The sequence below is a fragment of the Bacillota bacterium genome (genome assembly GCA_023511455.1).
Taxonomy (GTDB): domain Bacteria; phylum Armatimonadota; class HRBIN16; order HRBIN16; family HRBIN16; genus HRBIN16.
The window spans coordinates 30,034-43,938 of the sequence record JAIMBJ010000003.1; the positions used below are offsets into that span (position 1 = coordinate 30,034).

8 protein-coding genes are annotated in these 13,905 nt (G+C 60.9%); all 8 read left to right on the plus strand.

All coding sequences use genetic code 11. The features are described from left to right. The 8 genes from K6U75_02660 to K6U75_02695 all read left to right on the plus strand — a co-directional run bounded on the left by K6U75_02660 (position 1) and on the right by K6U75_02695 (position 13,847). Positions 1–819: a tetratricopeptide repeat protein gene (locus tag K6U75_02660; protein ID MCL6473947.1), complete on the plus strand. Its 819-nt coding sequence runs from the start codon at positions 1–3 to the stop codon at positions 817–819. A 10-nt stretch (positions 820–829) separates the two neighbouring features. Then, positions 830–1,219: a HEPN domain-containing protein gene (locus K6U75_02665; GenBank protein ID MCL6473948.1), complete on the plus strand. Its 390-nt coding sequence runs from the start codon at positions 830–832 to the stop codon at positions 1,217–1,219. Further along, positions 1,176–1,577 carry a nucleotidyltransferase domain-containing protein gene (locus K6U75_02670; protein MCL6473949.1) on the plus strand — a complete coding sequence of 134 codons (402 nt, stop codon included), beginning with the start codon at positions 1,176–1,178 and terminating at the stop codon, positions 1,575–1,577. Before K6U75_02665 ends, K6U75_02670 begins: the two co-directional genes overlap by 44 nt. 63 nt (positions 1,578–1,640) lie before the next feature. Beyond that, on the plus strand, positions 1,641–4,367 hold the full coding sequence (gene polA / locus K6U75_02675) for a DNA polymerase I (GenBank protein ID MCL6473950.1): 2,727 nt from the start codon (positions 1,641–1,643) through the stop codon (positions 4,365–4,367). A 78-nt stretch (positions 4,368–4,445) separates the two neighbouring features. Then, on the plus strand, positions 4,446–5,843 hold the full coding sequence (rpsA, locus tag K6U75_02680) for a 30S ribosomal protein S1 (protein MCL6473951.1): 1,398 nt from the start codon (positions 4,446–4,448) through the stop codon (positions 5,841–5,843). 2 nt (positions 5,844–5,845) lie between these two features. After that, positions 5,846–6,448 carry a dephospho-CoA kinase gene (coaE, locus tag K6U75_02685; protein MCL6473952.1) on the plus strand — a complete coding sequence of 201 codons (603 nt, stop codon included), beginning with the start codon at positions 5,846–5,848 and terminating at the stop codon, positions 6,446–6,448. 130 nt (positions 6,449–6,578) lie between these two features. Continuing rightward, positions 6,579–12,002 (plus strand): carboxypeptidase regulatory-like domain-containing protein, encoded by a 5,424-nt coding sequence (locus tag K6U75_02690; GenBank protein MCL6473953.1) that lies wholly within the window; start codon positions 6,579–6,581, stop codon positions 12,000–12,002. Between the two features lie 75 nt (positions 12,003–12,077). Beyond that, positions 12,078–13,847 carry a CsgG/HfaB family protein gene (locus K6U75_02695; GenBank protein ID MCL6473954.1) on the plus strand — a complete coding sequence of 590 codons (1,770 nt, stop codon included), beginning with the start codon at positions 12,078–12,080 and terminating at the stop codon, positions 13,845–13,847. Positions 13,848–13,905: the final 58 nt, after the last annotated feature.

Sequence of the window (13,905 nt, forward strand, 5' to 3'; positions counted from 1 at the left end):
ATGCGCTGGATAAGTCCTGCCGGTATTGTCATCATCATGTTCGCGCTGTTGGCAGGCTGTCAGAGGACAGCGATGATGCCGGGCGCTGTGCCTGCCCCCTTACAGCAGGCGGAGAAACACCTGCGCAACGGCGACATCGCCGCCGCGAGGCAGGCGGCGGATTCCTACCTGCAGCAATCGCCCACCTTTCAGTCCTATCTGCAGGTACTGGCGCTGTGGAGCAGCAACGAGCAGTACGAGCTCAGCGCGGAATACGCGGAGCGTGCGCTTAAGGATACCCGACTCCGGCTGAACTCGCTGGAAGAGGCTCAGCTGTGGCAGATACGGGCGGACTCGCTGGGGTATCTCAAGCGCTACGAAGAAGCCATTCCGTGTTACGAAGAGGTGTTGAAACGTACACCGAGCAACCCGGTTACGCTGAACAACTACGCCTATCTGCTGGCAGAGGCGAACACCCGACTGGACGAAGCGGAAGCGATGGCAAACCGTGCGCTTGCTGCCGAACCCAACAACCCCGTTTATTTGGATACGCTGGGTTGGATATACTATCGCCAGGGGCGGTATCAGCAGGCGGTGCAGCTGCTGGAGCAGGCGGTGCAGGACGCCCCGCAGGAACCGGAACTGCGTTATCATCTCGGCATGGCATACTGGCGACGGGGACGGCTGCCGGAGGCGCGGGTGGAACTGCGCAAAGCGGCAAACCTGTGGCGCATCCAGAAGGGCAAGCCATACGAAGACGCGCTCAAAGCACTGGAGCAGGTGGAGAAGGGGATTCGGGCGAACCCTCCAGAAGAACGGCGTGAGCGCATCGAATTGTAAGGAAACGTCGATGCCCCAGCGATACCTGGACTGGATAAGACAAGCGCGGAGAGACCTTGAACACGCCCTGCGCTCCTTGCAGGACGGGGATTACGAGTGGGCGTGTTTTGCCGCACAGCAGGCTGGGGAGAAAGCGGTTAAAGCCGTATACCAGAAACTGGGCGCGGATGCCTGGGGGCATTCTGTCACGTCGTTGTTACAAAGCCTTCCGTCCGACCTTCAGCCACCGTCCGACCTGCTGGACGTCGCTCGCGAGCTGGATAAGTTTTATATTCCGCCGCGTTACCCAAACGCTCACCCGGGCGGTGCGCCGATGGATTACTACACTCGTGCAGAAGCCGAAAGGGCAGTGGACTATGCTCAACAAGTCATCGCCTTCTGTGAAGGTCACCTGGTTTGACTACACAGCGGTATGGGCGGAGGTACAGCGCTTCGCGCAGGAGCTGCTGCAGCAGTTCAGCGAGGTCGAGGAGGTGCGCGTGTTCGGCTCGCTGGTTCGGCGGGAGTGTGTGCCCGGCAGCGATGTAGACCTGTTGCTCATGCTGCGCGAGAGTTCAGAGCCTTTCCACCACAGAATCTCCCGTTACCTGCCGCGCAGACCCATGCCGGTCGCGGTGGATGTGTTTCCCTACACCCTTGATGAGCTGCAGCAGATGCTTGCCGACGGCAATCACTTCCTGCGGCGGGCGATGCAGGAGAGCGTGCCGCTTGCCCGACGGGAACATCATCACCGCCTTGCCCCATCCCGCACCCCTTGACAGAAACTGCTCGAAACCGTTAGCATACTGCTGAACAGAAAACATCCCGAGGAAACCGCGACCATGAGCCAGCACCCAGGTGCGGCACCCAAACTGGTGCTGATTGACGGACACAGCTTGCTTTACCGTGCCTTCTACGCCACGCGCCCGCTGTCTACCACCGACGGACGCCCCACCAACGCCATCTACGGCTTTGCGGGGATGCTGTGGCAGATTTTGGAAGACGAACAGCCCGACGCTATCGTGGTGGCGTTCGATACCGCTGCGCCCACCTTCCGCCACGAGGAGTTCACCGACTACAAGGCGCATCGTCCCGAAACGGCGGAGACTTTCTACGTGCAGGTTCCCGCTGCGCGGGAGCTGGTAGAGGCGATGGGAATACCCGTCATCGCGCTGGAGGGCTTCGAAGCGGACGATGTGCTGGGCACGCTGGCGCGCCGTGCCCGCGAGCAGGGGTACCAGGTGCTGATTGTCACGGGGGATCAGGATGCGCTGCAGCTGGTGGACGAAGGAGCGGCGGTGCTGATGCCGCAGAAGGGTATGGGGCAGACCGTGCGCTACGACCGGCAGGCAGTGGTCGAGCGGTTCGGGCTGGAGCCGTCGCAACTGCCCGATTTCAAAGCGTTGAAGGGCGACCCTTCCGATAACATTCCTGGCGTACCCGGCATTGGCGACAAGAAAGCGGCAGCCCTGCTGAAGCAGTTCGGCAGTGTGGAGAACCTGCTGCAACGTCTTCATGAAGTGGAAGACCCCAAACTGCGCGCCTTGCTGGAGCAGTATCGCGAGCAAATCCCTCAGTACAAACGGCTGGCTACCATTGTGTGCGATGCGCCCGTGCCCGACACGCCGCCCCGATGGCAACCCACGCCTGAACAGTTCGCCCGCCTGCAGCAGGTGCTGGAAAGCCTGGAGTTTCGCTCCTTCCTTCGCCGGCTGCCGGAGCTTCGCGCGAGATGGTTGAAGATGGAGACCCCCACGCTACCCCTGGAGACCCCCGCTGAGGTGCGCACTGTCGGCGTGAGATGGAGCGTAGCACGCACCGAAGACGAGGTACGCCGATGGGTACGGCGTTGCCTGCAAACGCCGAAAGTGGGCGTTCGTGCGCTGGTACAGGGCACGCACGTGATGGAGTTGCAGCTGAGCGGCGTAGCGGTTGCCCTCTCGCGCGAGGAGGCGGTTTTTGTGCCGGGCAGCTCAGCGGTTGCCTCTCTGTTCGATGAGGGGGGCAACAGTCTCGTCGGCTTACTCACGCCATTGTGGGAAGGGGAGCAGGTCGGCAAAGCCGGTTACCATATCAAACCCCTGCAGGCTGTGCTTATCCGTTCTGGAGTGGAGCCGAAGCAGTTCGTTTTCGATGCGATGCTGGCGGGATACGTGCTGCAATCGGGACGAAGCAGCTACCCGCTGCCCGACCTCGTGCAGGACTATCTGGGCGAGAGGCTGCCTGCAGAGGATACCACCGCTGAGAGCGGTCTCGCCGCCTTTACCTGCGCCGAAGCCGCCGCCTGCCTAAGGTTGGAGCAGGTGATGAACCAGCAAGTGGCGGCTATCGGATGCACGGATGTGCTGCACCGTATCGAGATGCCTCTCTCCGAGGTGCTGGCGCGGATGGAGCTGGCGGGCGTGGCAGTGGATGTGCCGTACCTGCACCAGCTCTCTGACATGCTGGACAGCCTGCTGCGCACGAAAGAGAGCGAAATCTACACGCTGGCAGGGGAGCCGTTCAACATCTCCTCGCCCAAGCAGCTGGGACAAATCCTGTTCGACAAACTACGGTTGCCTGCTGGAAAGAAGACGCGCACCGGAGCCTACTCTACCGACGCCGAGGTGCTGGAGCAGCTGGCGGTAGAACACCCGATATGCCGCAGCATACTGGAGTACCGCGAGCTGAGCAAGCTGAAGTCCACCTACGCCGATGTGCTGCCGCGTCTGGTGCATCCCTCTACCGGGCGCATCCACACCTCCTTTAACCAGACGGTCGCCGCCACGGGACGCCTCTCCAGTAGCGAACCGAACCTGCAGAACATCCCCATCCGCAGTGAGGTGGGAAGGCAGATACGCCGTGCTTTTGTGGCAGCACCGGGCAACAGACTGCTGGCAGCAGACTACTCGCAGATTGAGCTGCGCTTGCTGGCACACGTCAGCGGCGATGAGAGACTCCTGACGGCGTTTGCGGAGGACCGCGACATCCATGCCGCCACCGCTATGCTGTTGTTCGGGGTGCCAGAGGATGGTGTCACTCCTGAACTGCGCCGCAAGGCAAAAACGGTGAACTTCGCCGTGCTTTACGGCATGAGTGACTACGGTTTGTCGCAGGAACTGGGAATGCCCGTGCAGGAAGCACGCGCCTTCATCGAGAACTACTTCCGCCAATTGCCCGGCGTGCGTCGCTACATCGAGGAGACGCTGGACTTCGCACGGCAGCACGGTTACGTGACCACCCTGTACGGTAGGCGGCGCTACGTGCCCGAAATCAACCATGCCAACCGTAACGTGCGTCAGGCGGCGGAACGTGCAGCTATCAACTCGCCCCTGCAGGGAACCGCTGCCGACATCATTAAACTGGCGATGGTCGAGCTCGACCGTCGCCTGCGGCAGGGGAACTGGAAAGCGAAGATGGTGCTGCAGGTGCACGATGAATTGGTACTGGATGCCCCGCCGGAGGAGATCCCCGCGCTGGCGAATCTGGTGCGAGAATGTATGTCCGGGGTAGCCAGCCTGCGCGTCGCGCTGAAAGTGGATGTGGAAGCAGGCGATAATTGGACGCAGATGGAGAAGTTGAACCAGTAAAAGCAGGAAACAGGATGCATGGTGGCAAAACCTATAGCGCGCGTTAGCGCCGTGAATACACAGGGAGCAAGTCGTATTATGCCGGAAGAACCGATAGAGGACTCTGTATTATCAACCGGAGAGGAGCCGCTGGAAACAGCCGTTCCAGAACCACCCTCCGAGGGCGATTCTATATCACCAGCTGGAGAGCGGCCGCTGGAAACACCTGCTACAGAACCATCCTCCGAGCGTGATGAATTCGCTCGCGCCGTGCAGCAGATGAGCGCGGAAGAGCTGGAGCGTGCCACTCGCACCGTGCGCAGAGGGGAACTGATTCGCGGCACGGTGGTGCATGTGGACGAAAAGGGGGTGCTGGTAGACATCGGCACCAAGTCGGAAGGAATTATCCCCCTGAACGAACTCTCCCGTCAGCCCAATCAACCCCCTGAAGAGGTGGTGCAGGTGGGGCAGGAGGTTGACGTGGTGGTGCTCAAGCCCGAGACCGAAGAGGGGCAAATCATCCTTTCCAAGAAACGCGCGGACTACGAGGTGGCATGGCAACGCCTCGAAGAGGCGATGCAGGCAAACGAAACCATCGATGGCACGGTCACTGAACGGGTGAAAGGTGGCTTCATGGTAGACGTCGGTGTACGCGGTTTCGTGCCTGCTTCGCATGTGGGTATGAGCCGTGCCCCCTTGCCTGATAGCGCGCTGGAGAAGTATGTGGGGCAGACCATCCCGCTGAAGGTGCTGGAAGTAGACAGAAAGAACCGCAAGGTGGTGCTGTCTAACCGTCTGGCGGAGGCGGAGCGTCGCGAGCAGCAGCGCCAACAGGTGTTCGACAGCATCCAGGAAGGACAGGTCATCGAGGGAACCGTGCGCCGGCTGGTGGACTATGGCGCGTTCGTAGACCTGGGCGGTATCGACGGCTTACTGCACATTAGCGAGATGTCGTGGAAGCGCATCAAGCACCCATCTGACGTGCTGCGCGAGGGGCAACGGGTGCGTGTACAGGTGCTGCGCGTGGACCCCGCGTCGCGTAAAATATCGCTGGGGCTGAAGCAGCTCATCCCCGACCCCTGGCTGGATGTGGAGCAGCACTATCAGATCGGGCAGGTGGTCAGGGGCAAAGTGGCTCGCCTCGCCCCCTTTGGAGCGATTGTAGACCTGCCGGGCGATCTGGAAGCCACCATCCCGCTGGCAGAACTGTCCACGCGACGGGTGCGCAGCGCGGCGGAGGTGGTGCAGGAAGGACAGGAAGTAGAAGCTCTGGTCGTGCAGATTACCCCTGCCGAGCATCGCATGGTGCTGAGCATACGCCGCCTGCAAAAGCAGCGAGAAGAACAGGAAAAAGAGCACCTGATGGAGCAGTACAGCAGCAGCTCGCGCGGCTTCACGATTGGCGAAGTCGTGGGCAAGAACTTCACCTTTGAAACTGGGGAGGGCGAATCCTCGTCAAAAAATGAGGATGAGCAAGAGCAGGCACCGGCGGAGTAACCATGCTGGTTGCTATCACCGGCGGCATCGCCGAAGGCAAAAGCACCGTCTTGCGATGGTTTGAGGAGTGGGGAGCGCACAGTCTCAGCCTGGACCAGATTGCACGCGCTCTCAGCAAACCGCAGGAGGTGCTTTGGCAAGCCATTGTGGCGGAGTTCGGGCAGGGATACCTGCTACCCGATGGTGAACTAAATCGCAAGCAGCTGGGGGAGGCGGTTTTTGGCGATAATGCGCTGCGGCGACGGTTAAATCGCATCAGCCACCCCCTTATCCTGCAACGGATGCATCTGGAGATACAAAACATTCAGCGCCAGCAGGCGGATGCTGTGGTCGTGGTGGAGGTGCCGCTGCTAATAGAGTGTGCCCTTTACCTCGATTTTGACAGGATAGTGGTGGTGGAAGCAGGAGAGCAGTTTCAACGTGCGCGCCTGTTGGCGAGCGGACTGGACGAACAGGGTATCGCAAAACGCCTTGCTGCCCAGCTTCCTACCCGTGTAAAGAGGATTTTTGCCGACTGGGTCGTATGGAATCGTGAAAATTTGGAGCAAACTCGTGAACAGAGCTGGCGCATCTGGCAGGAGTTGCAGCAGGAAATTGCGAAATAATGGCGTAAGTGTTGTGCGGGCTGTTGACAACGCGTAGAGGCGTTCTTATAATCATGCAGGAACCCTGTAGGAGTTGGCGAAGAATCATCGTGGGTAAGACGGCAAGCACCGCAAGAAGTGAGGAGGAAGGATGGCATTGAGAGGCGCTAATGGTTGGGTATCGCCCGTGTTTCGGGCATGGACGCTCCTGCTGGGAGCAACTATCGTTGCAGTGCTCTTCAGCCAGTCAGTGGCTTTGGCGCAGCCGAAGCCCCGCTTCCCGCGTTTTCCCATTGTTGGCACTCCGGATCGCGTACCCGTCGACCTGAAGCGCGACTGGGATATGCTCAACGGGAGAGGTACTCCCGAACAGACCACCAATCTAACCAATTCGCCAGCGGATGAGCTGGGACCGCTGTGGTCTGGCGATGACCGGTTCATTTACTTCTACTCGAACCGCGTCAGCGCGACCAACGGCGCTCGGGGCAGCAACTTCCGCATCTACGTCATGCGTCCCGACGGCACGGACATCCGTCAGGTGACTACCGAAGACGGCGACCAGATTGAACCCGCGCTGTCGCTCAACCAGAACCGACTGGCATACGTTGCCCGCGCCTCTGCCGCCGCGCCGTATCATCTGTTTGTGCGCAACCTCACCACAGGGGCGGTGCTGAGCCTCACCCGCGAACGAACCGACCTTCCCTTCACCGAAGTGCGGCAACCCACGTGGTCTCCCAGCGGGCTGGAGGTGGCTTTTGCCGGTAAGGTAGGGAACTTCTACCATATCTTCGTCATCAACGTGGACACCGGCGTGATTCGGCAGGTCACCGACGGAAACTGTAACGACATGGAGCCTGCCTGGTCGCCGGATGGGAACCTGATTGCCTTTACCTCCGACCGCACAGATGCAGCGGGGACAGGCTCCAAACCCACCACCGACATCTGGACGGTGACCGCCTACGCGCGCGACCCAGCCAGTGCGGTAGTGCGCCGGGTAACCGACTTCGCACCGGGCGGCGTCAGCAGCACCAATAAGCAGCCGTCGTGGAGCCTGCGCGAGCTGCCGCGCTTCATCACAGGCGTCAACCGACCACTCCTGTGGCTGGCATTCGCCTCCAACCGGCAGGATACCAACAACGACGGCACACCCGACGCAGTGGGCAGCACGTTTGACATCTACTTCCTGGACGCCACCGTACTGCCGGACGGCTCCGGGTTGCAGACAGTCGAACCTACCGCGCAGGTGTATCGCATTGATGCGCGTGACCCTGCCTACAGCACAAATGAAGAGATGCCTACCTGGTCGCAGTTCACGACCGCGCTCAAGCTCGCGCACGTGAGCAACCGCACGGGCAACTGGGACATCTTTTCCACTTCCATTGTAGACGTCAACGCGCCGGAGCTCCTGAAAGCGGATGTCAATGAAAACGAGATTGTGGAAGTAATACCTCGCGTCTCGCTGCCAGGCACCACTGTGCGTTTTCGCGTGAGGGCGCGAGACCCGGAAAGTGGAGTGGCCGGAGTCTACCTGCAGATTAAAGACCCGGATAGCCGATATCAAGACGCGCAGGGCATCGAGCATAAGATTTTCCTCAACGCCGGACCTATTCCGGTTGGTGGGCAAGGTGTACGGGCGACCATAGTGCCCTGGGAGATCGATTGTCAGCCGATTGACCCGGCAACGAACACCTATGTGACCCTGAGCAATACGTTGCCTGGCCGCCCGACCATGATAGCAAACCGGTTTCTCGGCTATCCACCTCAGATGTATGAGCCGGGCACGGACGATTTTGCCGCCTTCAGTGGAGTCCAGAATCCGCCCAAGAGCCACTGGCTGCGCCTTTACGACGACGGTCCTGCCTCACAAGGAGGCAACGAGCCAGAGGGTGAGGTCGCTGGTGACGGTATCTACACCAATGTGTGGGCAACGCCTGCGGATAACCCCAGCGACTGGTATGTGGATGTCATCATTTACGACCGCGCGGTGAACCCGTTCCGTCCCACCCAGCAGTCCAACTGGAAGATTTACGACAACGTCTGGGGGTTCTCCACCAGGCCGTTTAGCGCGTCCAGCAAGGTTCTGTTCGTGTCCGACTACACGCTGGGGCAGAAGTTCTTCCAGGGGCGGTTTGGGATTAACTTTGCCCTCGACAACGTGTTCTTTACCTACTGGGGAGTGGAGTCCTGGCTGACCGGCATCGACATCAACTACTTGCCGTCCTCCGGTTTCTACTTCTCCAGCGATACCGACACCGAGCCAAAACCGGTGCGAGATACGTGGAACGCGCTCGGTCCAGGCTCCTATGGAACCCGGCAGCCCAATGGTCTACCGTGGTCTAATCTCGCTTTCTGGTCGGTAGACCCCCGCATCAGCGACTCACAGAACTACGACATCTGGCGGATCTTGTGCCGTGGTCCGGTGCCTCAGTCTGTCTATCTTGCGTATCTTCCGCGGCGGGAACTGCAACCCAGCCCAACGAACCCGCGCACTGCAACGCAAACCGTGACCGTCGCTGACCGCTGCATCATCTGGTCTGCGCCGTACGCAGGGGATGTGTGGGCAGGCAACGGCACTATCACCGACCTGAACACCCAGCGCGACCTGACCAACTTCGTGGCGGCAGGTGGACGGCTGTATGTCACCGGACAGGATATCGGCTGGGCTTTGACGCTCAACGGGACGCAGCCAAGCGCGTTCTATACGAACGTGATGAAGGCGCGCTACATCGATGACCAGCATCCGTCCCTGGATCCGCTGAATCGCAATACGTTGAGCGGCGGAAATACGCTGGCGAACCCCTTCGCCTGGACGACGTGGAACGAGCATAACTACTATCAATTGACCTCATCCACCTTGCAGTACTCTCCCCCCATTTCGGGTGGTTTCCAACTGCAGCCTGGACCCGACGACAACAACCTGTATTTCAATGATGGCTGTCCCAACCAGAGGTATGTGGACGGAATTAATCCGCTTAGCCCGGCGAGGACGGAGCTGACCTTCGAAGACGGCGTGCAAGGGTTAATTTACTGGTTTGATGCTGCGAGTTCCGGCAAAGTGGTTTTTGCCAGCTTCGGACACGAAGGACTGAACCGCCAGTACTACACTCTGGACAATGTGGCTTACGGTTATAACGTGCCGCAGAAGCTGATGCACAATATTATCTGCTGGCTGCGCACGGGCACCATCGTAGGCACGGTGCGCGATGTGGATGGCGGCGCGCCCATCGAAGGCGCGCTGGTACGTGCCATTTTTGGCGGCGGTAACGAGCGCACCACGGGACCGCAAATCGGCACCGCGTTCACCCGAAGGGATGGCACGTACAATATCGGTGGATTGGACGCCTCGGTGTATGAGGTGGTAGCGGCCTTCCCGGGCTACACAGCGCAAAAGGTAACGCTGGCAGGAGTACACGGTGGCGACTTCGGCGAGACGAGCTTCCTTCTCACCAAGGCGGAGCCGGGCGTGCTGAAGGGCAGGGTGACTTATCCCGATGGCACAACCCCCATTCAGGGCGCGCTGGTGACCGCCACCGAGGTCATCACCGGACAGCAGTTCACCGCGGTTTCCGATGCGCAGGGCAACTACGTCATCCCCCGCCTCCCCACCAGCCGAGTGGAAGACGGCGGTGGATACGATGTCACCGCGACGAAGGAGGGCTTCTCGCCCGACCAGCCGCCGCAGCCGGTGCGCGTGAGCATCCCGCCCGCCACCGAGGTCACGCAGGACTTCCGCTTGAAACCTGCACCCGGTAACGTGACGGGCACTGTCACCCGTTCCGACACGGGTGAGCCTATCGCGAACGCACTGGTGACGGTGCGCAGCGGCACTACCACGGTGGCATCTGCCACCACCGACGAGAACGGACAGTACACCATTACCGGCGTGGACGGCGGAACCTATCAGGCGACCGCCTCCGCCGCGGGCTTCTCGCCGCAGACCAAGACCATCACGGTGGTGTCGAACCAGACCATCACGGAGAACTTCCAGCTCGACCCCGTGCCGCCGGGCAGTGTGTCCGGTCTGGTCATTCGCCAGGGCGACCAGCAGCCGGAAGAGGGTGTGGAAGTGGAGGTGGTCTCCAGCAATAAGACCTACCGCACCACCACCGGCCCGGCGCAGACGGAAAACGGCTATACCTTCAACTGGCGCATCACGGGCGTGGATGCGGGCGAGTACACCGTGCGCGTGCGCAAGAGCGGCTTCACGCCAGTGCCGGAATCGCGCCAGATCACGGTGCAGTCTGAGACCGAGACCACCGGTGTGAACTTCTCGCTGAAGCCACTGCACACGTTCAGCGCAGGGCTGAGCCTCATTTCCGTGCCGTTTGACTATTCGACGCAAGACCCTGCCGACGTGCTGAACGTGCCGGTGGCAGACCGCCCGAACTTCAAACTGTTCGCGTGGTCGCTGGGACGCTACGTGCTGTATCCGAACGTGCCGGCAGACCGCGTGCGTCTGGGACGCGCCTTCTTCCTGAATGTGCCCAGGCCGCTGGTCATCACGCAGGAAGGGGCATCTGCGGATCCCGGCGTACCGTTTGAGATACAGCTGGCACCCGGCTGGAACCTGATTGGCGTGCCGTATAACTTCTCGCTGCGCTGGCTGGATATGAAGGTGCGCGACGGCGCTGGCGTCGTCAGCGTGCAGGAGGCGATTGCCAGGCAAGCGATACGCAACGGTCTGTGGACGTACGTGAGCGGACAGTATGTGCTGGCGACCGAGCTGCAGCCGTGGTTGGGCTACTGGGTGCGTGCCAACCGTGCGGTTACCCTGCTGATTGACCCTGCGGGGCGCAGCCGCAGTGCGCTCTCCCGCTCGGCGGAACCGGTGCAGACCGACGGCTGGCTGGTGCAGATTGTCGCCAGCACGGGCAGCGTGATGGATGCCAGCAACTACTTCGGCGTGGCAAGCCGCGCCGCCGACGGGTATGATGCGCTGTTCGATGTGGAGCGACCGCCGTTCATCGACGGGCAGCCGATGGTGCAGGTGGCGTTCGAGCATCCTGAATGGGGTGCGTACGCGGGGCAGTATGCGGTGGATGTACGCTCCCGCGCCGTCGGGCAAGTGTGGCGGTTCACGGTAACGACGAGTGTCTCCAATAGCGATGTGACCTTGCGCTTCCCGAACGTGGCGCATGTGCCTCGTGGACTGAACCTGTATCTGGTGGATGAAACCACCGGTCAGCGTCGCTCGCTGCGCACGCTGGCGGCCTACACCTTCCGCAGCGGCGAGGGAATGACCACTCGCTCGTTCCGCATCGAGGTGGCGAACGAACAGCGTGCCAGCCTGCGCATCAGCAACGTGAGCCTGACGGGACGTGGCAGCACCCGCACCATCTCCTTCTCGCTGAGCGCGGAGGCGTCGGTGAGCGTGGTAGTGCTGCGCAACGGGCAGCCGGTGCGCGAGCTGCTGACGCAGTCCACGCGGTCGGCTGGCATCAACACGGTCACGTGGGACGGACGCGACCGCAGCGGTGTATCGCTTCCTGCAGGGGCATACACCGTGGAGATACGCGCTACCGGCACCGATGGGCAGGTTGCTCGCAGTGTGGTGCCTGTGGTGCTGACACGATAATCACAGGAGCATCGTCCCCATATGGGGAAGAGATATCGACGAAATGAAACGAACGAATAGGGGGAATCGGTAAAGGTGAAACGCTTCCGGAAAGGGTTAATCGCTCGCGCGTTGAGCTGGACGCTGATCGTGGCGATGATTGTACCGGGGATCGCGTCCTTGACGCCGGTGCCTGCAGCTGCACAACAGGCGGCTCGCGGTACCGTAGCGGTGGTGGATTTCACCGTGCGTCCTGGGCTGCAGCAGGCGCTGCTGAGCCGCGCTGCTACGGATGCGGTGGCGATTGAGCTGTCGCGCGCGGGCTTTAACGTGCTTCCACGCACGCAGGTACAAAACGCGCTGCAGGAGCTCTCTCTAGAGCCGATACTCGACCGCCTGGGGGTCGTGAAACTGGGTAAGACCCTGGCGGTGGACTCTATCGTGTCTGGCGAAGTTGTCGCGGTCACGCTGGAAGGCTCGCCAAGAACCGCCCGGGTCACTATCCTGGTGCGCGTGACCGACGTGGCGTCGGGTGAGGACGTCAACGGCGCCGCTGTGACCGGACAGAGCAACCCGCGAGTGGGCTACGTTGGAGACGATGACCAGCTCATCCGGGAAGCGATCAGCAACGCCGCATTGCAGGCGGCGACCACGATTGCCTCCTATACCATACCTGAAGCCACTGTCTTGAATACCGTTGGCACCGACGAAGTGCTGCTCAACCGGGGTACCCGCAATGGTATTCAGGCTGGTATGGAGATGATAGTGTTGCGCGGTAGAGATGTTGTGGGGCGCATCCGGGTCACCCGTCCGAGCACCAGCGATGCGATTGCCAGGGTGATCAGCAGCACACTCGGCATCCAGCCCGAAGACCGGGCACGTGCCGTCTTCAAGCTTCCCACCGTGCAACTGGACAGGGGTAAGGTCAAAATCGCAGAGCCTCGTGCCAAGCCCAAATCCGCCGGTTTGAGTAACCTGGGCAAAATCCTTGTGGTAGCTGGTCTCATTTTCGGAGCCACCCGAATCGCACAGGGAGGAAGCAGAGGCGTTGACAGCGTGAAGGCAGAGGCAGTCATCGACCCAACCGGGCCGGCAGTGAAAATCTCGTGGAAACCGAGCGTGTTTGCTCAGGCGAACCAGGACCGTATCCTGTACCACATTTATCGTGAACCCGCGGACCCCACCCGCCCGCGAGTGCCGGTGCTGTCTGCCCGCTCGAACGAAACCTACGTGATAGATACGCAGGCGGCGCGCACGGTTAACTGGGTGGACATTCCGCCGGGGCAGGAAGTGGACAGCCCTGACCTGGAAGAGGAAGAGGACATGCCAGGCGTAACCGCAGGACAGTCGTATCGCTACGCGGTAACGCTCATTTACCGATTTGTATCGCCGCTGACCGGACAGCAAACTGGAGGGCAGCAACAGCAGCAGGAAGTCACCTACCGTGAAAGCGATAAGCAATGGACGGGCTTTGCTACGCCGCTTGCCCAACCAGTGCTGCTGCTCCCGGCCAACGGTAGTCAGGATGTCAACCTGAGCTCGGTGGACTTTGAGTTTCAAGCAGTGCCCGGAGCACAGGCTTATCGGGTGGAAGTTTCCACTGACCCCACCTTCCAGAATAAAGCGCTGTCGTTCTACACCAACGAAGTAATGCTGCCCGCTGGTTCGACGGTAACCATTCGCAACATCAACCTGCGCGCAAAGTTCTCGGGTGCACAGCGCCTGTACTGGCGGGCAGGGGCACGCAACATCAACGACCAGCCGGGGCCCGCTCCGTGGACTGGCGACACCAGGGGACAGTACCGGTACATCTGGAGCGAACCCTTCTCGTTCGTGCCGATTGAGGAGCCTCCCCCTGCTCCATAACGGCAGGTCAGGATAGATGCGCCCCCTCTGCCCGTCTCAGGAGAGGGGGCGCGTGAAG

Coding starts and splice junctions, on each gene's coding strand:
- K6U75_02660 (MCL6473947.1), top strand. CDS start 1: ATGCGCTGGATAAGTCCTGCCGGTATTGTCATCATCATGTTCGCGCTG.
- K6U75_02665 (MCL6473948.1), top strand. CDS start 830: ATGCCCCAGCGATACCTGGACTGGATAAGACAAGCGCGGAGAGACCTT.
- K6U75_02670 (MCL6473949.1), top strand. CDS start 1,176: ATGCTCAACAAGTCATCGCCTTCTGTGAAGGTCACCTGGTTTGACTAC.
- polA (MCL6473950.1), top strand. CDS start 1,641: ATGAGCCAGCACCCAGGTGCGGCACCCAAACTGGTGCTGATTGACGGA.
- rpsA (MCL6473951.1), top strand. CDS start 4,446: ATGCCGGAAGAACCGATAGAGGACTCTGTATTATCAACCGGAGAGGAG.
- coaE (MCL6473952.1), top strand. CDS start 5,846: ATGCTGGTTGCTATCACCGGCGGCATCGCCGAAGGCAAAAGCACCGTC.
- K6U75_02690 (MCL6473953.1), top strand. CDS start 6,579: ATGGCATTGAGAGGCGCTAATGGTTGGGTATCGCCCGTGTTTCGGGCA.